This window comes from Streptomyces sp. NPDC047081 (assembly GCF_040643775.1).
Taxonomy (GTDB): domain Bacteria; phylum Actinomycetota; class Actinomycetes; order Streptomycetales; family Streptomycetaceae; genus Streptomyces.
This window is the reverse complement of record NZ_JBEYUY010000021.1, coordinates 1-23276: the sequence shown is the minus strand read 5'-3', so window position 1 is coordinate 23276 and position 23276 is coordinate 1. Positions and strand designations below refer to the sequence as shown.

Here is a 23276-nt window from a genome sequence, read left to right as displayed (position 1 = left end):
GACCGTCCGCCGGAGGCACGTTGCCGACATGGCAGCCAAAATCCTGATCGTCACCGGAGACGCGGCGGAGTCGCTGGAGGTCCTGTACCCCTACCAGCGCCTGCGCGAGGAGGGCTACGAGGTCCACATCGCGGCCCCCGCCCGCAAGAAGCTGCGGTTCGTCGTCCACGACTTCGAACCCGGCTTCGACACGTACACCGAGAAGCCCGGCTACACCTGGCCCGCCGTCCTGGCCTTCGCGGAGGTCGATCCCGGCGAGTACGCCGCGATCGTCATCCCCGGCGGCCGGGCCCCCGAGTACCTGCGCAACGACCCCGAACTCCGCAAGATCCTCAAGTCCTTCTTCGACGCCGACAAGCCGGTCGCCCAGATCTGCCACGGCCCCCTCCTCACCGCCGCGGTCGACGGCCTGCGCGGCCGCCGGGTCACGGCGTACCCGGCCCTCGAACCCGACATGCAGTCCGCCGGCGCCACCTTCCAGGACGCGGAGGCGGTGGTCGACGGCACGCTGGTCTCGTCACGGGCGTGGCCGGACCATTCGGCGTGGATGCGGGAGTTCCTGACGGTGCTGCGGGCGAAGGCGCCGGTCACCTAGGCGGTCACCTGGCCGGCCGACGCGGACCGGGGGCGGTCGCAGTGCCCGCTCAGGCCGCCAGTCGCTCCGCTTCCACGACGGCCTCCGCCAACGTGTCCACGACAGGCACCCCGACCTCTTCCAGACTGGCCCGACTGTGCGACCCGCCGGTGTAGAGCACGGCCCGCGCCCCCACGTGCAACGCGGCCACCGCGTCGTCGGCGGCGTCGCCTATCACCACCGTACGAGCCGGTTCGACCATGGCGAGCGAGGCGAGGTGCCGCACCATGTGCTCCGCCTTGCTCCCGCCGGACGGGCCGGTGCGCCCGTCGACGCGTATGAAGTGGTCCGCTATCCCGAACCCCCGTACCAGCGGCACGAGTTCGTCATGCCCGTACATGCTCAGGATCGACTGGCTGCGCCCCGCCGACCGCCACCCGGCGAGCAGCTCCGCCGCACCCTCGGTCAGCGCGCACCTGCCCCGGTGCTCGGCGTAGTACCGGTGGAAGGTCTCGTCCATGACCTCCCACTCGGCGTCCGTCGGCAGCCGCCCCAGCAACCGCTCGTAGAACTTCGGCACCGGCACGCAGTACAGCGCCCGGTACCGCTCCATCGTGATCGGCTCCAGGCCCAGCTCCCCGAAAGCCGCGTTCGTCGCGCCGATGATCGCGTCGTTGTCGTGGAACAGCGTCCCGTTCCAGTCCCACACGATGTGCGCCCCAGTGTGCATCCCCATGCCAAAAACGTACCCGCCGCCACTGACAATCAAGAGAACGGCAGGTCAACGAGGGTGTGGAGGGGTTTGGCCGGCTCAGTCCCCGAGCCCCACCAGGTTGGGGATCTCCTGCGTGGCGTACCACAGCAGTTCGTGGTCCTCGGCGCCGTCGACCACGAACTGCGCGTCGTCGTCCCCGGCGTCCGCCGCGGGCAGCGCCTCGGCCGCGGCGGCGACGTCCGACTCCGCGTCGTCGAGGTCGACGTGCACGGCGGCCGCCTTGGCCAGCGACACGGTCCCGGTCACCCGCACCTCGCCCAGCGCCGCCGGGTCGAGCCCCCGGTCGGGGTCGGCGAGAGCCGCGCCGTCGGGCACGTCGACGGCGACGACGACCCGGCGCCGTACCGCCTCGGGGTCGGCGGCGAGCAACCTCAGCGAGGCGAGCGCGGCGCGGTTGAGGGCGGCGTACTCCAGCTCCTCGATGTCGTCGGAGAGGTACCACTCGCGCAGTGCGGGTGTGACGGCGTAGGCGACGAACGGCCCGACCCCCAGCTCTCCCGTCTTGTACGCCTCGGCGAGCCCGGGGAGGGTCAGGGGGACGTAGACGCGCATGGTGGCCGCTTTCGTGGTCGGAGGCTCCGCTGGGCCCCGGGCAAGTGCGGCGGTCCCGCGTCTCCCGGAGGGCCTTCAGGATACGTGCGGTGTCCCCTTTCGAGTCCCCGCGGAGGGCCTGGGAGCCGTCGACATCGCTCCCGGAATTCACCCTGAACCCCCTTGCGAACACGGGCTTCGGATCCCTCGGATCACCCTGATAGGTGAAGATCCCGGCCGCCCCGGCACGGCCCCGCCCTTCCTTGCAGCGGCGCCTCATCGCCCCGTACAAGATCCCCAACACCAAGTTACCGCCCGGTACAACCCGGGCCGACTGAACGGGGACCCCGATGCACAAGGTCATGACCAGGGCCCAGCTCCAGCCCGGCACCCGCCCGCCGGGCCGCCGCGACTCCCGCCGCCCGGGCGGCACCCCACCACGCAACCCGGGAGCACCCACGACCCGCCCCGCCCCGGGAGGCGGCCGCCCGCCGGGAGCCCGCGGCACGGGCCCTTACGGCAACACCAGGCCCACGGACGGCCGCCCCGGGTCGGCTCCAGGGAGCTCCACCACCACGTCCCTCGCCCACGCCTCGCCCCCGGGCTCGGCCACCAGCCGAGCGCCTCACAGCGCGACGCCGCACAATTCCGTCCGCCCCGCGTCTCACGGCGCCGCCCGATCGACGTCTCGTAACGCCGACCGCCCGGCCTCTCACCCGGCACCTCGAAGCGCCGCGTCGACAGCCCTCGCTGTCGCTTCCCCCACCACCACCCGCCCCGCCCAGCCCCTCCGCGCCCCCGTCCCGCAGCCCAGCCCCACCGATCTCTTCGCCGACCGCCTCCTCGCCGTCCTGAGCGGCCAGCGGCCCGTCCACTGGATGCTCCGGCACACGATCGGCCGGGCCTACGACGAGCTCGCCTGGCTGGCCGAACGCGGCCCCCTGCGCACCCGTGGCCCACGCCCCGTCGTCCGTGACATCGGCTACTGCGTCCCGCGCCCCGGCGCCATCGAGGCCTTCGCCCGCATCGGCGCCGGCGACCAGCTGCGCGCCATGGCCTTCCGCCTGGAACAGGGCGCCGACCTGCGCTGGCGCTGCACGGCGGTGGAGCTGGGCGGAGCCCGCCCGCCACTCCCTGCCGACGACTAGCCTCCGCCACCACGCACGCCGAAGGGCCGGGCACCCTCGGGTGACCCGGCCCTTCAAACCGCTACGGCGCCGCGAACACCGGGACGTACCGGCCCGCGACTGTCTCCGTCTGCCTACTTCTTACGGCGACGCCCGCCACGCGACTGCTTGCGCCGCTCCGCGCGCGTGAGGCCGTCCGCCTCCGAGCGGACCGGCTCGTCGTCGCCGACGAAGTCACCCTCGATGGTGCCGCCTTCGCCGTCCACGGTCGGCGCGGAGAAGTGGAGGTTGCGGCGCTGCGGGGCGTCCAGCCCCTTGGCGCGGATCTCCGGCCGGGAACCCGCCTGAGCCGGCACCGCGTCCTGCTTCTCCATGTCGACCGGCGCCGCGTCCTCGACCGGGACCTCCTCGACCTGCTGCTCGACCTGGACCTCCAGGTTGAACAGGTAGCCGACGGACTCCTCCTTGATGCCCTCCATCATGGCGGTGAACATGTCGAAGCCCTCGCGCTGGTACTCGACCAGCGGGTCCTTCTGCGCCATCGCGCGCAGGCCGATGCCCTCCTGGAGGTAGTCCATCTCGTAGAGGTGCTCGCGCCACTTGCGGTCCAGGACCGACAGCACGACCCGCCGCTCCAGCTCACGCATGATCTCGGAGCCGAGCTGCGCCTCGCGCGCCTCGTACTGCTCGTGGATGTCGTCCTTGATGGACTCGGAGATGAACTCGGCGGTCAGACCGGCCCGGTCACCCGCGGCCTCCTCCAGCTCCTCGACGGTGATCTTCACCGGGTAGAGCTGCTTGAAGGCGCCCCAGAGGCGGTCGAGGTCCCAGTCCTCGGCGAAGCCCTCGGCGGTCTCGGCGTTGACGTACGCGTCGATCGTGTCGTCCATGAAGTGGCCGACCTGCTCCTGCAGGTCCTCGCCCTCCAGGACGCGGCGGCGCTCGCCGTAGATGACCTCACGCTGGCGGTTGAGGACCTCGTCGTACTTCAGGACGTTCTTACGGGTCTCGAAGTTCTGCTGCTCGACCTGCGACTGCGCGGACGCGATCGCGCGCGTGACCATCTTGTTCTCGATCGGCACGTCGTCCGGGACGTTCGCCATCGACATCACGCGCTCGACCATCTGGGCCTTGAACAGGCGCATCAGGTCGTCGCCGAGGGAGAGGTAGAAGCGGGACTCGCCGGGGTCGCCCTGACGGCCGGAGCGGCCGCGCAGCTGGTTGTCGATACGGCGCGACTCGTGCCGCTCGGTGCCGAGGACGTAGAGCCCGCCGAGCTCCTTGACCTCCTCGAACTCCGCCTTCACTGCCTTCTCGGCCCGCTCCAGGGCGGCCGGCAGCGCCTGCGCCCACTCCTCGATGTGCTCCTCGGGGTCGAGGCCGCGCTGGCGCAGCTCCGCCTCGGCGAGGTCGTCGGGGTTGCCGCCGAGCTTGATGTCCGTACCACGGCCGGCCATGTTGGTGGCCACGGTGACGGCGCCCTTGCGGCCGGCCTGGGCGACGATGATCGCCTCACGGTCGTGCTGCTTCGCGTTCAGCACTTCGTGCTGAACGCCTCGCTTGGACAGCTGCTGCGAGAGGTACTCGGACTTCTCGACCGACGTCGTACCGACGAGGATCGGCTGGCCCTTCTCGTGCTTCTCGACGATGTCGTCGACGACCGCCTCGAACTTCGCGACCTCGGTGCGGTAGATCAGGTCCGACTGGTCCTTGCGGATCATCGGCCGGTTGGTCGGGATCGGGACGACGCCGAGCTTGTAGATCTGGTGGAACTCGGCGGCCTCGGTCATCGCCGTACCCGTCATGCCGGACAGGCCGGGCTGTTCCTTGCCGTCCTGATCGTGGCGCTTGTAGAGGCGGAAGAAGTTCTGGAGGGTGATCGTGGCGAGGGTCTGGTTCTCGTCCTTGATGTCCACCCCTTCCTTCGCCTCGATCGCCTGGTGCATGCCCTCGTTGTAGCGGCGGCCGGCGAGGATACGGCCGGTGTGCTCGTCGACGATCATGACCTCGCCGTCGAGGACGACGTAGTCCTTGTCCTTCTTGAAGAGCTCCTTCGCCTTGATGGCGTTGTTCAGGTAGCCCACCAGAGGCGTGTTCACCGACTCGTAGAGGTTGTCGATGCCCAGCCAGTCCTCGACCTTGGAGACGCCGGCCTCGTGGATGGCGACCGTGCGCTTCTTCTCGTCGACGTCGTAGTCGCCGGTCTCCTCGACGCCCTTGAGCGGGTTGCCCGCCTCGCCCTTCTTCAGGCGCAGGACCAGCTTGGCGAAGTCGCCGTACCACTTGGTGGCCTGGTCGGCGGGGCCGGAGATGATCAGCGGCGTACGGGCCTCGTCGACCAGGATGGAGTCGACCTCGTCGACGATCGCGAAGTTGTGCCCGCGCTGGACCAGCTCGTCCTTCGACCACGCCATGTTGTCGCGGAGGTAGTCGAAGCCGAACTCGTTGTTCGTGCCGTACGTGATGTCGCACGCGTACTGCTCGCGGCGCTGCGCCGGCGTCATGTTGGCGAGGATGCAGCCGACTTCGAGGCCGAGGAAGCGGTGGACGCGGCCCATCATCTCGGAGTCGCGCTCGGCCAGGTAGTCGTTGACCGTGATGAGGTGGACGCCCTTGCCCGACAGCGCGTTCAGATACGCGGGCAGGGTGCCGACGAGGGTCTTGCCCTCACCGGTCTTCATCTCGGCCACGTAGCCGAGGTGGAGGGCCGCGCCGCCCATGATCTGCACGTCGTAGTGGCGCTGGCCGAGGACGCGCTTGGCGGCCTCGCGCACGGTGGCGAAGGCCTCGGGGAGCAGGTCGTCCAGGCTCTCGCCCTCTTCGTAACGTTGCTTGTACTCGTCGGTGAGGGCGCGCAGCTCGGCGTCGGAGAGGCCTTCGAAGTCCTCTTCGATGGAGTTGACCTGGTCCGCGATGCGGTGCAGCTTGCGCAGGATCTTGCCTTCGCCTGCACGCATGATCTTCGAGAGGACGGACACGGGGGTTGGTCTCCTTGCCGGTCGGGCCTGGGACGGTCGGTTTCCATTTGACTTACTGAGCAACGGCCATCGTATGCGAGGACCCGGCCCGGTCGGGAGGCCTGCTGTGACGACGGCCGTGGACTGGTCGGCACACCGCTTCAAATCTTCTTCAAAGGGGACAACGGACGGGCCCCGCGGATGGTGCCGTCTCCCTCCGACGAATTGCGCGAATTGTGATCACCCGCTCACGCACGGCAAAAAGTTGGCGCGCCCGTCCGGGCCCCGAGCAGAATCGGCCGATGGACCCCGTCACGCTCACGACCGCCCGCCTTCTCCTGCGCCCGCCCGGCCCGCAGGACACCGACGCCGTCTACAAGGCCGCACAGGATCCCGACATCCAGCGCTGGACGACGATTCCCTCGCCCTATCTGCCCGAGCACGCCCAGGCTTTCACGCAGCAGATGGTGCCCGACGGCTGGGCCAACGGCACGATGCTCGACTGGGGACTGTTCCTCCCCGAAGGGGAGGAACTGGTCGGCATGATCGGCCTCTACATGCGTTCACTGAGCACGGCCGAGATCGGTTTCTGGGGCACCAAGGAACACCGCGGCAAGGGTTACGTCACCGAGGCCGTGGCCACAATTTCACGCTGGGCCTTCGCCGAACTGTCCGTCGACCGCGTGGAATGGCGCGCGGAAGTCGGCAACACCCCCTCGCGCGCGGTGGCCGAGCGCGCCGGTTTCGTCGTCGAGGGCACCCTGCGCTCCGCGATGATCCACCAGGGCGTCCGCCGAGACGCCTGGGTCGGCGCCCTCCTGCCCTCGGACCTGGGCCTGCCGTCGACGGCCCCGTACCTGCCGGCGCCGCCCTCGCACCACTGACCGCGAACGCGCAGGTCACCCCGCATTGTCAGACCCACCTTCTATCGTGCGGACCATGACGACCCCGCGCCCCACCACCGAGCTCTCGGCAGACGACGCCCGCCGAATCGCCCTGCGCGCCCAGGGTTTCCTCGGCTCCCCCGACCGCAAGGCCGGAGTCCGCGGCGTCCTCCGCCATCTCGGCGCGGTCCAGCTGGACACCATCTCCGTCCTCGCCCGCTCGCACGAACTCATCCCGTACGCCCGCCTCGGCAGAGTGGGCCGCAAGACGGTGGAGGACGCGTACTGGAACACGGCCGCGACCGGCGAGCCCCACGCCTTCGAGTACTGGTCCCACGCCGCGTGCATCCTCCCCGTCGAGGAATGGCCCCACTTCGCCTTCCGCCGCCGCGCCTACCGCGCCCGCCCGCACTGGAACCACGATCTCCCCGACGGCGCCTACGACCAGGTCGTCAAGCAGCTGCGCGCCGAAGGCCCGCTCACCGCCACGGAGTTGGGCGGCGCCAAGCGCACCAGCGAGTGGTGGGACTGGTCCGGCGCCAAGGTCGCCGTGGAGCGCGCGCTGATGTACGGCGAGGTGGTGTGCGTGCAGCGCCGCGGCTGGAAGCGGGTGTACGACCTCGCCGAGCGCGCCATTCCGGAGGCACTGCTGCACGACGAGCTGGACGACACGGAGTGCCTGCGCCGCCTGGTCCGACTTGCGGGCCAGTCCCTGGGCGTCGGCACGCGTGCGGACATCGCCGACTACCACCGCCTCAAGGGCGAGCAGGTCGACGCGGTGATCGCCGACTCGGGCCTGGTCCCGGTCACGGTCGAGGGCTGGTCCAAGCCGGCCTGGGCCGACCCGGAGGCGCTCGCCACGCCCCCGCGCGGCCGCCACCGCACCACGCTGCTGTCCCCGTTCGACTCCCTGATCTGGGAACGGGCGCGCACGGAGCGGATCTTCGGCTTCACCCACCGCCTGGAGGCGTACGTCCCCAAGCCGAAGCGGGTGCACGGCTACTTCGCGATGCCGGTCCTGGCGGGCGGGCGTCTGGTGGGGCGCGTGGACCCGGCACGCGCGGGCGAGACGCTGGTCGCCAAGCAGGTCACCCTGGACGGCCCGAAGGCAGTCCCGGCGGTGGCCGAGGCGCTGGTCGAGGCGGCGAGCTGGGTGAACTGCACCTCCGTACGAGTGGAGCGTGTGGACGCCCCCGAGCTGCACGAGCCGCTCACCAAGGAGGTGACCCGGGCGCTGATCGCAGCGCTGCGCTGAGCGGCGTCGGCGGATGTGCGTCAGCGGATTTCGAGGATCTTCTCCCGCATCGCGTACACCACGGCCTCCATCCTGGAGTGCAGCTGCAGCTTCTCCAGGATGTTGCGCACGTGGTTCTTCACGGTGTTCTCGGAGATGAACAACTCCTTGGCGATGTCCCGGTTGTTCATTCCCGTGGCGACCAGCTTGAGGACCTCGAGTTCGCGGTCGGTGAGCCGCGGCGCCGGCACCAGTCGGCGCTCGTCGGTGCGCTGGATCATCGATTTGAACTCGGTGAGCAGTTTCGACGCCATCGAAGGGCTGATCTGCGACTGCCCGTCGGCCACCGCGCGAATAGCGGTGGCCACCTCGTCCGTGGAGATCTCCTTGAGGAGATAACCGGTCGCGCCCGCCTTGATCGCGTCGTAGAGATCGGCCTCTTCGTCGCTGATCGTCAGCATGATGATCTTCGCGCTGGGGGCGACCTCCTTGATGGAGGTGCACGCCTCGATCCCGCCGCGCTTGGGCATCCGTACGTCCATCAGGACGATGTCGGGCAGCAGGTCGGCGGCCTTGTCGACGGCCTCCGCGCCGTCCCCGGCCTCACCGACGACCTGGATGTCCTCCTCGGCCGCGAGCACGATCTCCAGGCCACGGCGGAAGAGGGCGTGGTCGTCCACGACAAGGACTCTGATCGGTTCCTTGCGTGGAGAGCCCGCGTCCGGGCCCATGCCGACGACGCCGCCGTCGGCATCTCCGTCCTGCATCGGTCCGAAGCTGTCCGCCATCGTTCCTCCCCCTGAAGGCTGTGGCCTGTGGTGCTGCGCCAACGCCAACCCAAGGCAACGGCCCACCGGTTGGGCCATTGCGGCCATGATTCCATGCCCGGGCGACAACGCGGTGACAGAGCGGGGCGCGAAGTGGTCGCACACCGGTGCCCCTGGGGGCGCACAGGCGCTCCAGGGGCACTGGCTCAACTGCCGGCCGTGCGGATCAGCCACCCAGCGTGCCGCCGGGCGCGGGAGACTGCGCCTGGGCGACCATCGGGTCGGTGCTGAGGTGGATGACGCCGTAGTCGTAGGCGTGCCGCCGGTAGACGACACTCGGTTCCTTGGTCTCGGAGTCGACGAACAGGTAGAAGTCGTGGCCGACCAGTTCCATCTCGTAGAGGGCCTGGTCGAGAGTCATCGGGGAGGCGACGTGGGTCTTCTCGCGGACGATGAGGGGGCCTTCACCCTTGACCTCGAGCGAGCCGATCTTCTTCGTGGGGACGCCGTCCGTCTCTTCCTCGTGGACGGGGTGGCCGTTCCCGTTCAGCGTCGCCGCGCCAGGGACGTGGTCGGGGACCTCGGCGGCCGAGATCCGGCGCGCGCCACGGCGCGAGAACCGCTTGTCGTGCTGCTTGCGCAGCCGGGCGTCCAGCTTCTCCGCCGCCAGGTCGAGTGCCGCGTACGGATCGCTGGCCGCTGCCTCCGCCCGGATCACCGGACCGCGGGAGCGGAGCGTGATCTCCACTCGGTCGCAACGGTCGGCCTGTCGGGGGTTGGGCTCCTTGGACACCTCGACGTCGAGGCTGATCACCTTGCCATCGAGCTTCTGGATCTTCTCCAGCTTCAGCTTCTCGGCCACGTGCTTGCGGAACCGCTCGGGCACCTCGGTCTTGCGGCCCTTGACGACGATGTCCACGCAGAACTCCGTTCCCGGATCGCTCCGCTCCAGTAGGCGGAGCATCTCCCTTTTGCACCAGGCTCCGGCGAACTCCGGAACCTACGGACTCGGTGACTTCCACCTCCTCCCCCGCGGGCAAGATCTCCACTCCACCGACGCGGGTGATTGAGGAAAACCCGCAGCACGGCATTCGCGTATGAGAGGTGTGGCCTGCGCCTTTCTCTCACAACCGAACATATCTCGCCCGGACGGATGTCGTCACCCTCTACCGCGGCGTACCTCCGTTCAGGTGAATTGACCCTCTCATTACCTGCAACGATGCAAGTTTGCAGTCAGTTCCGGTTTATTTCGAAGGAATCAGGCGAGGCCGCGACCACGGCCGCGCAGATCACGTCACGGGCGCCTCCTGCCCCTGCCTTTCCCGACCCGGCTCGCCGACAGCCGGCCCCTTGCGCCGGCGGCCCGGCCACCGGTTCTCCCATGCCTTCCCGAGCAACCGCCGGATACACAGCAGTTGTCCCCCCGCCGCACGAAACCGGCCCCACACCCCACGACCCCGCAGACCCCCGCTCCCCCGACATCCCGCGCCCCCCGTCCCCCACTTCTCGCTCCACCTCCCCCTCGCTCGCGTCCGCCATCGCCGCCCGCACGGCCCGCGCCGCCTCCGTCAGAGACGCCCCGGTCGTCATCAGGTCGTCGACCAGCACGATCCGGCCGCCGCGCAGCAGCCGTTCCCCACCGGGCGCCACGGCCAGCGCGCCCGCGAGATTCTCCAGCCGCTGCCGGGAGTTGAGCCCCGACTGGTCGGCCACGGCACGCCGCTGCCGCAACACGGCAAGCACCCGCGCCGGAACCCCGCCCCTCCGCAGCTCCCCCGCAGCCGCAAGCGCGATCCGCCGCGCCGGATCATGCCCCCGAGCCCGCACAGCACCCCGAGCCGACGGCACGGGAACGAGCAGCACGGGCCGCCGAGCATCCGGGACAACGCCACCTGGCCCGCAGCCGCACCCGACAGACCCGCCCGTGAGCCCCACAGACATGGTGGGGACGCCTGGCCCGGCCGCCCCACCCGGGCCGCCGAACCCTGCGGACGCACCCGAACCACGGGGTTCTGCCGACGTACCCGCCATGCCGAGCTCCGCAGCCGGGCCCACGCCACCGATCCCCGCCCTCACACCCCCGTCGCCCTCACCCCATCCACACCCCCCGATCTCCCCCAGCCCCGCCCGCACAGCCCCCGCCAGCGCCGCTCCCAGCGGTGTCGCCAAGGCCAGCGCGCCGCGCTCCTTGTGGGCCAAGAGTGCTGCCCGCACCTCGTCGGCGTACCGGGCGGCCGCGTGCACCACGGGCAGCCCGGGCGGCTCCGGCACCGGTCGCACCCGGCTCGGTGCGGCCCCGCTCAGGGCGGCACGGCACTCCGGGCAGAGCACCGTGCGAGGCCTCCCGCAGCCTCCGCACTCGGCCGGCAGCACCAGATCCGTGAGGTCCTGCCACCACCCCCGCATGCCCACCACTGTGCCAACGCCCGAGCCACCCGACCACCCCTGTGGATAACTCCCTGTGGACAACTCGCGCGGCCCCGAAAACCCGAACCCGAAGCGGCCGCCCCCGCCTCGGACAGCCGAAAGCGGCCGCCCCCGACCAGGAACGACCGCTCTCCTCGAAGCCCTTACCGGCTCACCCCGGATAGACCGGCGCCATCCCCGACGCGACCAGCTTCTGCCACTGTCCGCCCGACCCCAGCCGGACGATGCCGTCCTCCGAGTACGCCACCAGCGGCATCTGGTCGGACTCGGTCGCGGTGATCTCCTTGACGCCGGTGAGTGCCGCGGGCGCCGGCCCCTCCGGTGTGGAGCCGTCGACCTGGACGTAACGCATGGTCTGTACGCCGTCATGCTCGCGCCCGACCACCACGAGCTGGCTCTCACCGGCCCACGACATGGCCGTGACGTCCTCCAACTCCGGCGTCGCGGAGCGCAGTTCGAGCACCGAGACGGACTTCGGGTCACCGTCCGCACCGCGCTCGATCCGCCCGATGAGCAGCGACTTCTTGTCGCCCTTCGCCACCACGAGCGCGATCCGCACCCCGTCGGCCGCCACCCGGACATCCTCGATCCGCCCGTCCAGATCCGGCGTCCGGACCACCAGCGGCTCGCCCTTGCCCTGCTCCAGCAGGAGCAGCCGCGGGTCGGCGGGGTTGCGGTCGGCCACCCACAGGTCGCCGTTCGCGTCCCAGCTGGGCGCCGTCAGCCGGTCGGCCTCCGACTTGCCGCCGCTGACCAGCACCGGCTCACCCAGCGAACCGCCGGACACCAGCGAGGCGACGTACAGCTCCTTGCCGGCCGTGGCGACCCCGGCAGCGGTGCGCTCGTCCCGGGAGACGGCCACCGACCGCAGCACCTTGGCGCCCTCGCCCAGCGCCCCGGGCACCGGATCCGCTTTGTTGCTGGGGCTGCCGGCCGCGATCCGCACCAGCCGGTTCTTGCTGTCGATGAAGTACAGGTAGGCGGGTTCGTCCGCCGAACCCCGCGCGGCGACGGCGTCCTCCCGGTTCTCGGCGAGCGAACACAGCCGCTTGCTGCCGGAGCTCAGCTCGACCTCGTCCACCGCGGGGCTGAGGTCCTGCAGCGTGAACAGCAGCTGCGCCGCCATCTCTCTGCACTTGGTGGTCCCGACCCGGGCGGCGTTCGCGTTCAGCGGCACGGTCAGCTTGTTCTGGTCGTCCGGGGTCAGCGAGCTGACGCCCTTCTTGAGCGCCGTACCGGTCGGGAAACTCGTCCGCACCACCGGGTTCAGCCAGTTCGTCGGCCCGTTGAGCAGCGAACGCACCATCTGCGTCATGGGATCGACCCGCCGCCGCACGTACACGGGATCGGCGACCGCGGCCGGCTGCGGGATCGTGCGCGCGACGGTGTTCGAGGCGAAGTAGTACTTGTTGACGGACATGTAGTTGCGCTGGAAGTCCGACTGTCCCATGACGACGCCCTGGGGCAGCGAGTCAATGCGCCACTGCTTGGTCTTCTTGTCCAGCGCGAGATGCAGCGGCGCACTGTAGTGCCCGCCCGCGGGCACGTACGACTGCTGCGAGTCCACCCTCGCGACCTTGGTGCCGGTCAGCGTGTAGGAGACCTCGTCGGTCTCCTCGCGACCGTTCGTGTGCTGGACGTCGGCACCCGGCCCGTCCGTGAGGACCATGGTCGACAGCCCCGGCTTCCAGTCCTTGGACGCCGCTGCGGTCAGGTACTGCCGTGCCGTCGAGTAGTTCGGATCGTCGCTGGTCAGCGCCTCCAGGAAGCCCGACACGATCTCCACGGGCTGCGCGTTCTCCTGCGGCGGCATCGCGAACACCCGCACCTGTGTGTCCTGCTGCGGCGTGGAGTCGACGCCCCTGAGATCCCCGCTGTCGGGCATCGAGGCACACCCCGCCAGCAGTACGACGCCACAGGCGCCGTATGCCACCGCGCGCGCCCGTCTGCGCCGGGCACCCCCCTCGCGGTCAGCGCCCACGGAATGCCTCCCCTTGCTTCGTCGAGTCCCCCGCACCGGCGTCCGGACGGCTCGCGGTCTCACTCCGTGCGCCCTCCGCCGGGGGCGTCTCGTCCTGTCGCCGCCCGCTCGAAGCGGGGCGGGGCACCACGCGCGCGCCGTTGCCAGGCAAGGCCGTGGGATCGGCCGTGGGGGCCATTCCGGCCAGCCTCGGGGCAATGGGCGGTATCTGGTCTCCCAGGGGCTGTGCGGGCACCGTGGCGGGCTTGTCGGCGCCTCCACGCGGCAGCCCGGCGTCGTTCAGGCCGCGGTTGCGCCGCGAGTCCTTGGGTTCCAGCGGTATCGGCGAGCCCCGCAGCGGCTCGTCGGCCGTCCTGGGCAGCGTCAGCCGGAACTGCGAGCCGCCGCCCGGTTCGCCCCACGCCTGCAGCCAGCCGCCGTGCAGCCGCGCGTCCTCCAGGGCGATCGACAGCCCGAGGCCCGTACCGCCCGTGGTACGCGCGCGTGCCGGGTCGGCCCGCCAGAAACGGCTGAACACGCGCGTGGCCTCGCCGGGCTTGAGCCCTACGCCGTAGTCGCGCACCGCGACCGCGACCGCCCCGCCCGCCGCGGCGAGCTTGACGACGACGTCCTTGCCCTCGCCGTGCTCCACGGCGTTGACGACGAGGTTGCGCAGCACCCGCTCCACGCGGCGTGCGTCCGCCTCGGCGACGACGGGCTGCTGGTCGCCCAGCACGCGTATGCGCGTGCCCTTGCGCTCGGCGAGCGGCTCGGCCCCGCTGACGACCCGCCGTACGACCTCACGCAGGTCTATCGGCTCCGCCTCCAGCGCGGCCGCGCCCGCGTCGAACCGGCTGATCTCCAGCAGGTCCGCGAGCAGCGACTCGAACCGGTCCAGCTGGTCGGCCAGCAGCTCCGCGGACCGCGCGGTCACCGGATCGAAGTCCTCGCGCGCCTCGTGGATGACGTCGGCGGCCATCCGTACGGTCGTCAGCGGCGTCCGCAGCTCGTGCGACACGTCCGACACGAACCGCCGCTGCATCCGCGACAGGTCCTCCAGCTGCTGGATCTTCAGCTGCAGGTTCTGCGCCATCTTGTTGAAGGCCTCACCCAGACGCGCGATGTCGTCCTCACCGGTGACCTTCATCCGCTCCTGGAGCTTGCCCGCGGACAGCCGCTCGGCGATCCCGGCCGCCATCCGTACCGGCGTCACGACCTGCCGCACGACGAGCCAGGCGATGGCCCCGAGCAGTACGACGACGAAGAGCCCGGCGGTCGCCAACGTGCCCTTGACCAGGCTCAGCGACTTCTCCTCCTGTGTGAGCGGGAAGAGGTAGTACAGCTGGTACGGGTCGCCGTTCGGGTCGTTGACCTGCTTGCCGATGACCAGCGCCGGCTGCGACTCCTTGTCGCTGTCCTTGTAGATGATCCGCGTGTAGCTCTGGGCGGCCGTCGTGTTCTCGTTGATGCGCGTGCGCAGGTCGTCGGGGACGCTGGACGTCGGGTCGACCTGGCCGGACGCGCGCGGACCGCGCCCGCCGCCGCTGTTGTCGCCCGCGGGCAGCGTCACCACGTCGAAGGCGCCCTGGCCGCCGCTGGAGAGGGACTCGACGAGGTCGCTCATCCACGGGGTGAGGTTCTGCGCCTGCCGCCCGTCCGTCGAATCGGCGGTGTCGGCGCTGCCGGTCCCGGCCTCGTCGGCCTTCTGCTTGGCCACCGCGAAACCGCCGGTGGCCTGGCTCTGCGAGGCCTTGACCTTGGCGTCCAGCAGACCGTTGCGCACCTGCCCGATGACGACGAAGCCGAGCAGCAGCACCACGCCGAGGGACATCAGCAGGGTCGTCACGACGACCTTGAGCTGGATGTTGCGCCGCCACAGCCGCATGACGGGCAGCAGCGGCCGCCGTACCCAGCGCATGAACAGCCGCAGCACCGGGCTGCCCTGGACCCCGCCCTGCAGCAGTCCGCCCTCCAGCAGACGCTGCCAACGCGAGCCCGCCGTCTTGTGGCCGACAGGCCGCCCCGCGCGGGCCCCTGCCGGCCCGGACGCCGAAGCGGCACTGTCACCGGTCATGTCAGCTCGGTCCTGCCTTGTATCCGACGCCCCGGACGGTCACCACGATCTCCGGGCGCTCCGGGTCCTTCTCCACCTTGGAGCGCAGCCGCTGAACGTGAACATTCACAAGCCGGGTGTCGGCCGCGTGCCGGTAGCCCCACACCTGTTCGAGCAGCACCTCGCGGGTGAACACCTGCCACGGCTTGCGCGCGAGCGCCACCAGCAGGTCGAACTCCAGCGGCGTCAGCGCGATCGACTGCCCGTCCCGCTTCACGGAGTGCCCGGCCACGTCGATCACCAGATCGCCTATGGCCAGCTGCTCCGGCGCCGGCTCCTCCGAGCGCCTCAGGCGCGCCCGGATCCGGGCCACGAGCTCCTTCGGCTTGAACGGCTTGACGATGTAGTCGTCGGCGCCGCTCTCCAGCCCCACCACCACATCGACGGTGTCGCTCTTGGCCGTCAGCATCACGATCGGCACACCCGACTCGGCCCTGATCAGGCGGCACACCTCGATGCCGTCCCGCCCGGGCAGCATCAGGTCGAGCAGCACCAGATCGGGCTTGCTCTCCCGGAATGCGGCCAGCGCCTTGTCACCGTCGGCTACGAAAGACGGCTCAAAACCTTCACCACGCAGCACGATGCCGAGCATCTCGGCCAGTGCCGTGTCGTCGTCGACGACAAGGACTCGTCCCTTCATAAACGACATCATCCCATTCTCGTAACATTGGCGAAGGTGCAGGTGAGCAGCGTCACTGGCCCGTGACGATAGTCGTACTCGACCGTCACTGTCTGCCCCTGTCCCGCGACGTCGGTGCCGGCAACTGATGTCAGCTACCCAGGGTAGGCGCACCGTGACCATGCGACCCGGTCACCGGCTTCCGGCCGATCAGCCGATCGACACCTGCCGCGACCTCGCACACAGCTCCGCGAGCGCCTCTGCCGTCACCGGCGAAACAGCACCCTCCTCGGTGACGATCGCGGTCACCAGCTCGGGCGGCGTCACGTCGAACGCGGGGTTGTAGGCCTGCGTCCCCAGCGGCGCCACCGGTATCCCGCCCCCGGCCTCCGCACCGGCCGTCGGCACCTGCGGCGCGGCGATCTCGGTCACCTCGTGCCCGGCCCGCTGCTCGACCTCGATGGACGCCCCGTCCGGGGTGTCCGGGTCGATCGTCGTCACCGGCGCCACCACGATGAACGGCACATGGTGGTACCGCGCCAGCACCGCCAGCGGATAACTCCCCACCTTGTTCGCCACCGACCCGTCGGCCGCGATCCGGTCCGCCCCGATCAGCACCGCGTCCACCTCACCGGCCGCGAACAGCGAACCCGCCGCGTTGTCCGTCAGCAGGGTGTACGCCATCCCGCTGCGCGCCGCCTCGTACGCCGTCAGCCGGGCGCCCTGCAGCAACGGCCGCGTCTCGTCCACCCACAGCCGCCGCAACTGCCCCGCCCGGTGCGCCGCCAGCGCCACCGCGAACGCCGTCCCCTCACCGCCCGACACCAGCGACCCGGTGTTGCAGTGCGTCAGAATCCGGTGCCCGCCGCCCGGCAGCAGCTCCTCCAGCAGCGCCAGCCCTCGCTCGGCCATTCGCGCGCTCGCCTCGGCGTCCTCCCGGTGCAACTGCCGCGCCGCCGCCAGCGCCGCCGCCGCGGCCCGCCCGGTATCGCCGCTCTTGGCGAACTCGGCCCGGTGCGCTGCCTGCGCCCTGCGCACCCCCACGGCGAGATTCACCGCGGTGGGCCGGGCACCCGCCAGCACGGTCGACGCCTCGTCCACGTCGAACCCGCGCGCGGCGGCGAGCGCGACCCCGTACGCCCCCGCGATGCCGAGCAACGGCGCCCCGCGCACGGCGAGCGACCGGATCGCCTCCACCAGCGCGGACGCGTCCGTACAGACCAGTTCGACCTCCTCGGCCGGCAGCCTCGTCTGGTCCAGCAGGACCAGTACGGGACCTTCGGGTGGCTCCTCCCAGCGGATCGCCGGTATCTCGGTCGGCCTGCTGTCCTCGCCGTTTTGCGCGTACTGATCAGCCATGCGGTCAGTCTGCCCCTTGTACGGCGGACTATTGAAGGTGTGCAGCCCATACCGCGCCTGGTACCTCCGCCATCACCCCATGGCACGATGGCTGCCAACCTGCCGCCGCGACCGCGGACGGGCACCGTGAAGGAGCGACGATGAAAGACACTCCGGGCTGGGCCTCGCCCGGATCCGCCCCGTCCGACGGACAGGAGCCCGGTGCGTCCGGCCCCGCCGAGCCCGCCGACCGTCCCGGCACCACGGAACCCGCCGACCAGCCGGGCCCGGACCCGCAGAACCCAGGCCCGAACTGGTCCAAGGAGCAGCCGCCACCCGGCCAGTGGTCCGCCCCCACCGGCCCCGGTAGCCCCGGCCAGACCCCGCCACCCCCACCGCCCGGCCCCGGCTGGGGAGGCAGGCCTCCCGGCGGCCCCAACGGCCCGGGGGGCTACGGCGGTTACGGCGGTTACGGCCCCCAGGGCGGCTGGGGCGGCGGTTGGAGCGGCGCCTGGGGCGGTCCGCCGCCCGCGGCCAAGCCCGGCGTGATCCCGCTCCGTCCGCTCGGTGTCGGGGAGATCCTTGACGGCGCGGTCTCCACCATGCGCACCTACTGGCGCACGGTCCTCGGCATCTCGCTGACCGTCGCGGTCGTCACGGAGATCGTCGTCATCCTCCTGCAGGGCCTGGTCCTCAACGACAGCGCCAGCAGCGAGACTTTGAACGACCCGAGCGCCAGCCTCAGCGAAGTCACCCGCGCCCTCACCGACGCCATGGTCGGACTCGGCGTCGTCTCCCTCATCACCCTCATCGGCCAGGTCGTGGCGACCGCCATGCTCACGACCGTCACCAGCCGCGCCGTCCTCGGCAAGTCCGTGACCGCCGGCGAGGCCTGGCGCGACGCCCGGCCGCAGGTGCTCAGGCTGTTCGGCCTGATCTTCCTGCTGCTGCTCATCGCCGTCGGCATCATCCTCGGCGGCGCGCTGCCGGGCATCCTCGTGGCCCTCTCCGGCTCCGGCGGCCTCGGCGGCGCGCTCGCCGTCCTGGGCGGCCTCGGCGCCGCTCTCGTCGCCCTGTGGCTGATGATCCGCTTCTCCCTCGCCTCGCCCGCACTGATGCTGGAGAAGCAGGGCATCACGAAGTCGATGAGCCGCTCCGTGAAGCTCGTCCGCGGCTCCTGGTGGCGGGTCTTCGGCATCCAGCTGCTCGCCGCGGTCATCGCGAACATCGTCGCGTCGATCGTGGTCATCCCGTTCACACTCATCGCCGCCGCCTTCAGCGGGGACGGCATCGTCGGCCTCTTCAACGGCGCGAGCAGCGGCCTCGGCTGGACCTTCCTCGTCATCAGCGGCATCGGCTCGGTGATCGGCTCCATGGTCACGTTCCCGATCACGGCCGGAGTCACCGTGCTCCTCTACATCGACCAGCGCATCCGCCGCGAGGCCCTCGACCTCGACCTGGCCCGCGCCGCCGGTCTCCAGGGCTACGGCACCGACACCGGCTCGGGGGGCTGATGCGGTGAGTCCGACGGGGGGAGTTGTCGCGGCGGCCTTTCCACGCGCCGCCGAGTCGACCGTACGGGCCCTGCTGCGCGCCGGCGACACCGCCGCAGCGTCGCTCGCCCGCTCCGGCGACGAACCGCCGGTCACGATCCCGCGCGATCCCGCGCGGGAGGCGGCCCGGCGCGAGCTGTCCAAGCGGATGTACCACGAGAACGACCCCAGCCTGTTCCAGCGCGCCCTGAACGCCTTCTGGGACTGGGTCGACAAGCTCTTCGGCACGGCCGCGTCCGCGACACCCGGAGGAGCACTCGGGCTGGTCGTCGTCATCGTGGCCGTCCTCGCCGTCCTCGGAGCACTGTGGTGGCGCCTGGGCACCCCGCGCCGCGAACCCGCCTCCTCCGCCGCCCTGTTCGACGACCGTCCCCGCAGCGCCGCCGAACACCGCGCGGCCGCCGAGGCACACGCCGCCCAGGGCCACTGGAACCAGGCCGTCCAGGAACGCATGCGTGCCATAGTCCGCTCCCTGGAGGAGCGCGCCCTCCTGGACGCCCGCCCCGGCCGCACCGCCGACGAGGCCGCAGCGGAAGCGGGCCGCGCGCTGCCCTCCCAGCTGGACCGACTGCGCGCCGCCGCCCGGGACTTCGACGACGTGACGTACGGCGGCCGCAGGGCGAGCGAGACGTCGTACCACGGCATCGCCGAACTCGACCGCGACCTCGAACGCACCAAGCCCCAGCTCGCGAGCAGCACTCCCAGCACGGCCCACAACGCCCGCCAGGGAGCCCCCGAATGACCGCGGAGGCCACGCTCCCCGTCACCTCGGCCTCGCCCACCGCCCGCCAGGTGTGGACCCGCGCGCGAGGCATCGTCCTCGCCGCCGTCCTCCTGCTGGCCGGGGCCGTCGTCATCGCCGTGGTCCGCTCCGACACCCGGCACGGCGACCTCGACCCGCGCTCCGTCGACCCCTACGGCAGCCGCGCCGTCGCCGAACTCCTCGCCGACCGCGGCGTGTCCACGCGCGTGGTCACCACCCTGGACGAGGCCCGCGCCGCGGCCGCCCAGGACACCACCCTCCTCGTGGCAGTCCCCGACCTGTTGACGAGCCGTCAACAGTCCGTCCTGCACTCCGCGATCACCGACTCCGGCGGCCGCACCGTCCTCGTCGCCCCCGGCAGCTCGTCCGTCGAGAAACTCGTACCCGGCGTCACCGCCGACCCCGCCACCAGCTTCGACTCGACCCTCGCCCCCGACTGCCGGCTCCCCGCCGCCCAGCGCGCGGGCAGCGCCAACACGGGCGGCATCCGCTACACCACCACCCACCTCGACGCCGACAAGTGCTACCCGAGCGAGCGCCTGGCCACCCTGCTGCGCATCCCCCAGACCTCCGGGGACGGCGACACCATCGTCCTCGGCGCGCCGGACATCCTCTTCAACGACCGCCTCGACGAGCAGGGCAACGCCTCGCTCGCTCTCCAACTCCTCGGCTCCCGCCCCCATCTGGTCTGGTACCTCCCCTCGCTCTCCGACACCTCGGCCGCCGGCTCCGGCGACGAGAAGAGCTTCTTCGACCTGCTCCCCGACGCCTGGATCTGGGGCACGGTGCAGCTCTTCGTCGCGGCAGCCCTCGCCGCCCTCTGGCGGGCACGCCGACTCGGCCCCCTCGTGCCCGAAAAACTCCCGGTCGCGATCCGCGCCTCCGAGACCGTCGAAGGCCGCGCCCGCCTCTACCGCAAGGCGAACGCCCGCGACCGCGCGGCCGCCGCTCTTCGCTCCACCACCCGCACCCGCCTCGCCCCCCTCGTAGGCGTCCCCGTCTCCCAGGCGCACGCGCCCGAGACCCTGCTCCCCGCCCTGTCCGCCCACCTCCACGGCGACGGCCAGGCCCAGCACTCCCTCCTCTTCGGCCCGCCGCCCGGCGACGACGCGGCCCTGATCGCCCTCGCCGACCAACTCGACGCCCTCGAAAGAGAGGTACGCCGTCCATGATGGCCCCGACCACTGACAACGCCGGGAACACCGGGGACCCGGGCCACGCCCGAGCCTCCCTGGAGGCCCTGCGCGCCGAGATCGCCAAAGCCGTGGTCGGCCAGGACCCCGCCGTGACCGGCCTCGTCGTCGCCCTCCTCTGCCGCGGACACGTTCTCCTGGAAGGAGTCCCTGGGGTCGCCAAAACGTTGCTCGTCCGCGCCCTCGCATCCGCACTCGAACTCGACACGAAGCGCGTGCAGTTCACCCCGGACCTGATGCCGAGCGACATCACGGGCTCGCTGGTCTACGACGCCCGCACCGCCGAGTTCTCCTTCCAGCCCGGCCCGGTCTTCACCAACCTCCTCCTCTCGGACGAGATCAACCGCACCCCGCCCAAGACCCAGTCCTCCCTCCTGGAAGCCATGGAGGAGCGCCAGGTCACGGTCGACGGCACGTCCCGCCCGCTCCCCGACCCCTTCCTGGTCGCCGCGACCCAGAACCCGGTCGAGTACGAGGGCACCTACCCCCTGCCCGAAGCGCAGCTGGACCGTTTCCTCCTCAAGCTCACCATCCCCCTCCCCTCCCGCCAGGACGAGATCGACGTCCTCACCCGCCACGCCGAGGGCTTCAACCCGCGCGACCTGCGCGCCGCCGGCGTACGCCCGGTCGCCGGCCCCGCCGACCTCGAGGCCGCCCGCGCCGCGGTCGCCAAGACGACGGTCTCCCCCGAGATCACCGCCTACGTGGTCGACATCTGCCGCGCCACCCGCGAGTCCCCGTCCCTCACCCTGGGCGTCTCCCCCCGCGGCGCGACAGCCCTCCTGGCCACCTCGCGCGCGTGGGCGTGGCTCACCGGCCGCGACTACGTCATCCCGGACGACGTGAAAGCCCTGGCCCTCCCCACCCTCCGACACCGCGTGCAGCTGCGCCCGGAGGCCGAAATGGAGGGCGTGACGGCCGACTCCGTCATCAACGCGATCCTCGCCCACGTCCCCGTCCCCCGCTGATGGCCCTCACCGGACGCACCGCGCTCCTCGCGGCCCTCGGCTCCCTCCCCGTCGGCATCTGGGGCCCCGGCTGGACGGGCATCCTGGCCGTCAACGCCCCGATCGCCCTGGCCTGCGCCTGCGACTTCGCCCTCGCGGCTCCGGTACGACGCCTCGGCCTGACCCGCTCCGGCGACACCTCCGCACGCCTGGGCGAATCCGCCGACGTGACCCTGACCATCACCAACCCGTCCAACCGCCCGCTACGCGCGCGCGTGCGTGACGCCTGGCCACCGAGCAGCTGGCAACCAGGCACCGAGATCGAGGCATCCCGCCACCGCCTCACGGTCCCCGCAGGCGAACGCCGCCGCATCACGACCCGCCTACGCCCGACCCGCCGCGGTGACCGCCAAGCAGACCGCGTGACGATCCGCTCGTACGGCCCCCTCGGCCTCTTCTCCCGCCAGGGCACCCACAAGGTCCCCTGGACGGTCCGCGTCCTACCGCCCTTCACCGGCCGCAAGCACCTCCCCTCGAAACTCGCCCGTCTGCGCGAACTCGACGGCCGCACCAGCGTCCTCATCCGCGGCGAGGGAACGGAATTCGACAGCCTTCGCGAGTACGTCCCCGGCGACGACACCCGCTCCATCGACTGGCGCGCAACGGCCCGCCAGTCCACGGTCGCCGTACGCACCTGGCGCCCCGAACGCGACCGCCACATCCTCGTCGTCCTCGACACCGGCCGCACCGCCGCAGGCCGCGTGGGCGACGCCCCACGCCTCGACGCCTCCATGGACGCGGCCCTGCTCCTGGCCGCCCTCGCCTCCCGCGCCGGCGACCGGGTCGACCTCCTCGCCTACGACCGCCGCGTACGCGCCCTCGTCCAGGGCCGCACGGCACGCGACGTACTGCCGTCCCTGGTCAACGCGATGGCAACCATCGAACCCGAACTGGTCGAACTGGACGCCCGAGGCCTCACAGCCACTGCCCTCCGTACGGCCCCACGCCGCTCCCTGATCGTCCTGCTCACGAGCCTCGACGCGGCCCCCGTGGAGGAAGGCCTCCTCCCCGTCCTCTCCCAACTCACCCAGCGCCACACGGTCCTGGTGGCCTCGGTGGCAGACCCGTACATCGCACGCATGGCAAAGGCTCGCGGAAACACCGACGCGGTGTACGAAGCCGCGGCAGCAGCCCAGGCCCAGAGCGAACGCCACCGCACCGCGGAACAACTCCGCCGCCATGGGGTTACGGTCGTCGACGAGACGCCCGATGAACTGGCGCCGGCGCTGGCGGACGCGTATCTCGCGCTGAAGACGGCGGGCCGCCTGTAATCGGGCGGCCAATTGGGGCGCCCCTTATAGCCCTGGAAACGCAGAAAACCCCCGAACCGGTATCCCCGGCCGGGGGTTTTCTCACAATTTGTTCGGCGGCGTCCTACTCTCCCACAGGGTCCCCCCTGCAGTACCATCGGCGCTGTAAGGCTTAGCTTCCGGGTTCGGAATGTAACCGGGCGT

19 protein-coding genes and 1 rRNA gene are annotated in these 23276 nt (G+C 71.2%); 9 read left to right on the top strand and 11 right to left on the bottom strand.

Annotated elements, in window-relative coordinates; genetic code table 11:
• Positions 1–28 precede the first annotated feature (28 nt).
• Positions 29–595, top strand: coding sequence for a DJ-1/PfpI family protein (locus ABZ848_RS32685; RefSeq protein WP_360837760.1), 567 nt, complete (start codon positions 29–31; stop codon positions 593–595).
• 49 nt (positions 596–644) lie between these two features.
• Here ABZ848_RS32685 and ABZ848_RS32680 read toward each other — a convergent pair whose 3' ends face one another.
• Together ABZ848_RS32680 and ABZ848_RS32675 are read right to left on the bottom strand one after the other, a co-directional pair.
• On the bottom strand, positions 645–1310 hold the full coding sequence (locus ABZ848_RS32680) for an HAD family hydrolase (protein ID WP_360837759.1): 666 nt from the start codon (positions 1308–1310) through the stop codon (positions 645–647).
• A gap of 75 nt (positions 1311–1385) precedes the next feature.
• Entirely contained in the window at positions 1386–1901 is a 516-nt protein-coding gene (locus ABZ848_RS32675) for a hypothetical protein (RefSeq protein WP_360837757.1), read from the bottom strand.
• Between the two features lie 329 nt (positions 1902–2230).
• Between ABZ848_RS32675 and ABZ848_RS32670 the strand changes: the two genes are divergently transcribed.
• Positions 2231–3028, top strand: a complete 798-nt coding sequence (locus ABZ848_RS32670) for an Rv3235 family protein (protein WP_360837755.1) — start codon at positions 2231–2233, stop codon at positions 3026–3028.
• Between the two features lie 113 nt (positions 3029–3141).
• Here ABZ848_RS32670 and secA read toward each other — a convergent pair whose 3' ends face one another.
• Positions 3142–5985, bottom strand: a complete 2844-nt coding sequence (secA, locus tag ABZ848_RS32665) for a preprotein translocase subunit SecA (protein WP_360837753.1) — start codon at positions 5983–5985, stop codon at positions 3142–3144.
• A 281-nt stretch (positions 5986–6266) separates the two neighbouring features.
• Between secA and ABZ848_RS32660 the strand changes: the two genes are divergently transcribed.
• Both ABZ848_RS32660 and ABZ848_RS32655 read left to right on the top strand, forming a co-directional pair.
• The gene (locus ABZ848_RS32660) at positions 6267–6848 is read left to right on the top strand and encodes a GNAT family N-acetyltransferase (protein WP_360837751.1); all 582 of its coding nucleotides are present in this window, start codon (positions 6267–6269) and stop codon (positions 6846–6848) included.
• 55 nt (positions 6849–6903) lie between these two features.
• Positions 6904–8103: a crosslink repair DNA glycosylase YcaQ family protein gene (locus ABZ848_RS32655; protein WP_360837749.1), complete on the top strand. Its 1200-nt coding sequence runs from the start codon at positions 6904–6906 to the stop codon at positions 8101–8103.
• 20 nt (positions 8104–8123) lie between these two features.
• On the opposite strand, the gene ABZ848_RS32650 is transcribed toward ABZ848_RS32655, so the two are convergent.
• The 7 genes from ABZ848_RS32650 to mtnA all read right to left on the bottom strand — a co-directional run bounded on the left by ABZ848_RS32650 (position 8124) and on the right by mtnA (position 17327).
• Positions 8124–8870, bottom strand: a complete 747-nt coding sequence (locus ABZ848_RS32650; RefSeq protein WP_242772821.1) for a response regulator transcription factor — start codon at positions 8868–8870, stop codon at positions 8124–8126.
• A 205-nt stretch (positions 8871–9075) separates the two neighbouring features.
• Positions 9076–9801, bottom strand: coding sequence for a ribosome-associated translation inhibitor RaiA (gene raiA / locus ABZ848_RS32645; RefSeq protein WP_308290057.1), 726 nt, complete (start codon positions 9799–9801; stop codon positions 9076–9078).
• 281 nt (positions 9802–10082) lie between these two features.
• Entirely contained in the window at positions 10083–11255 is a 1173-nt protein-coding gene (locus ABZ848_RS32640; protein WP_360837747.1) for a ComF family protein, read from the bottom strand.
• Between the two features lie 172 nt (positions 11256–11427).
• Positions 11428–13257, bottom strand: coding sequence for an LpqB family beta-propeller domain-containing protein (locus ABZ848_RS32635; RefSeq protein WP_360837745.1), 1830 nt, complete (start codon positions 13255–13257; stop codon positions 11428–11430).
• Positions 13247–15310 carry an MtrAB system histidine kinase MtrB gene (mtrB, locus tag ABZ848_RS32630; protein WP_360837744.1) on the bottom strand — a complete coding sequence of 688 codons (2064 nt, stop codon included), beginning with the start codon at positions 15308–15310 and terminating at the stop codon, positions 13247–13249. Before mtrB ends, ABZ848_RS32635 begins: the two co-directional genes overlap by 11 nt.
• Before the next feature lies 1 nt (position 15311).
• Positions 15312–16001 (bottom strand): two-component system response regulator MtrA, encoded by a 690-nt coding sequence (gene mtrA / locus ABZ848_RS32625; protein ID WP_187284748.1) that lies wholly within the window; start codon positions 15999–16001, stop codon positions 15312–15314.
• Positions 16002–16178: 177 nt separating this feature from the next.
• The gene (mtnA, locus tag ABZ848_RS32620) at positions 16179–17327 is read right to left on the bottom strand and encodes an S-methyl-5-thioribose-1-phosphate isomerase (RefSeq protein WP_360837741.1); all 1149 of its coding nucleotides are present in this window, start codon (positions 17325–17327) and stop codon (positions 16179–16181) included.
• A 140-nt stretch (positions 17328–17467) separates the two neighbouring features.
• On the opposite strand from mtnA, the gene ABZ848_RS32615 reads away from it, so the two are divergent.
• From ABZ848_RS32615 to ABZ848_RS32595, 5 genes are all read left to right on the top strand, one after another.
• Positions 17468–18820 (top strand): hypothetical protein, encoded by a 1353-nt coding sequence (locus ABZ848_RS32615; RefSeq protein WP_360837739.1) that lies wholly within the window; start codon positions 17468–17470, stop codon positions 18818–18820.
• A gap of 70 nt (positions 18821–18890) precedes the next feature.
• Positions 18891–19601 (top strand): DUF4129 domain-containing protein, encoded by a 711-nt coding sequence (locus tag ABZ848_RS32610; protein ID WP_360837969.1) that lies wholly within the window; start codon positions 18891–18893, stop codon positions 19599–19601.
• Positions 19598–20794 (top strand): DUF4350 domain-containing protein, encoded by a 1197-nt coding sequence (locus ABZ848_RS32605; protein ID WP_360837737.1) that lies wholly within the window; start codon positions 19598–19600, stop codon positions 20792–20794. Before ABZ848_RS32610 ends, ABZ848_RS32605 begins: the two co-directional genes overlap by 4 nt.
• Entirely contained in the window at positions 20791–21783 is a 993-nt protein-coding gene (locus ABZ848_RS32600; protein WP_360837736.1) for a MoxR family ATPase, read from the top strand. Before ABZ848_RS32605 ends, ABZ848_RS32600 begins: the two co-directional genes overlap by 4 nt.
• Positions 21783–23093 (top strand): DUF58 domain-containing protein, encoded by a 1311-nt coding sequence (locus ABZ848_RS32595; protein ID WP_360837734.1) that lies wholly within the window; start codon positions 21783–21785, stop codon positions 23091–23093. The genes ABZ848_RS32600 and ABZ848_RS32595 overlap by 1 nt, the downstream gene beginning before the upstream one ends.
• 90 nt (positions 23094–23183) lie before the next feature.
• On the opposite strand, the gene rrf is transcribed toward ABZ848_RS32595, so the two are convergent.
• Positions 23184–23276, bottom strand: a 5S ribosomal RNA gene (gene rrf, locus ABZ848_RS32590); the annotation flags it as partial.

Coding starts and splice junctions, on each gene's coding strand:
- ABZ848_RS32605 (WP_360837737.1), top strand. CDS start 19,598: ATGACCGCGGAGGCCACGCTCCCCGTCACCTCGGCCTCGCCCACCGCC.
- ABZ848_RS32650 (WP_242772821.1), bottom strand. CDS start 8,870: ATGGCGGACAGCTTCGGACCGATGCAGGACGGAGATGCCGACGGCGGC.
- mtrA (WP_187284748.1), bottom strand. CDS start 16,001: ATGATGTCGTTTATGAAGGGACGAGTCCTTGTCGTCGACGACGACACG.
- ABZ848_RS32675 (WP_360837757.1), bottom strand. CDS start 1,901: ATGCGCGTCTACGTCCCCCTGACCCTCCCCGGGCTCGCCGAGGCGTAC.
- mtnA (WP_360837741.1), bottom strand. CDS start 17,327: ATGGCTGATCAGTACGCGCAAAACGGCGAGGACAGCAGGCCGACCGAG.
- ABZ848_RS32595 (WP_360837734.1), top strand. CDS start 21,783: ATGGCCCTCACCGGACGCACCGCGCTCCTCGCGGCCCTCGGCTCCCTC.
- ABZ848_RS32655 (WP_360837749.1), top strand. CDS start 6,904: ATGACGACCCCGCGCCCCACCACCGAGCTCTCGGCAGACGACGCCCGC.
- ABZ848_RS32640 (WP_360837747.1), bottom strand. CDS start 11,255: ATGCGGGGGTGGTGGCAGGACCTCACGGATCTGGTGCTGCCGGCCGAG.
- ABZ848_RS32660 (WP_360837751.1), top strand. CDS start 6,267: ATGGACCCCGTCACGCTCACGACCGCCCGCCTTCTCCTGCGCCCGCCC.
- ABZ848_RS32680 (WP_360837759.1), bottom strand. CDS start 1,310: ATGGGGATGCACACTGGGGCGCACATCGTGTGGGACTGGAACGGGACG.
- ABZ848_RS32615 (WP_360837739.1), top strand. CDS start 17,468: ATGAAAGACACTCCGGGCTGGGCCTCGCCCGGATCCGCCCCGTCCGAC.
- ABZ848_RS32685 (WP_360837760.1), top strand. CDS start 29: ATGGCAGCCAAAATCCTGATCGTCACCGGAGACGCGGCGGAGTCGCTG.
- ABZ848_RS32670 (WP_360837755.1), top strand. CDS start 2,231: ATGCACAAGGTCATGACCAGGGCCCAGCTCCAGCCCGGCACCCGCCCG.
- mtrB (WP_360837744.1), bottom strand. CDS start 15,310: ATGACCGGTGACAGTGCCGCTTCGGCGTCCGGGCCGGCAGGGGCCCGC.
- ABZ848_RS32600 (WP_360837736.1), top strand. CDS start 20,791: ATGATGGCCCCGACCACTGACAACGCCGGGAACACCGGGGACCCGGGC.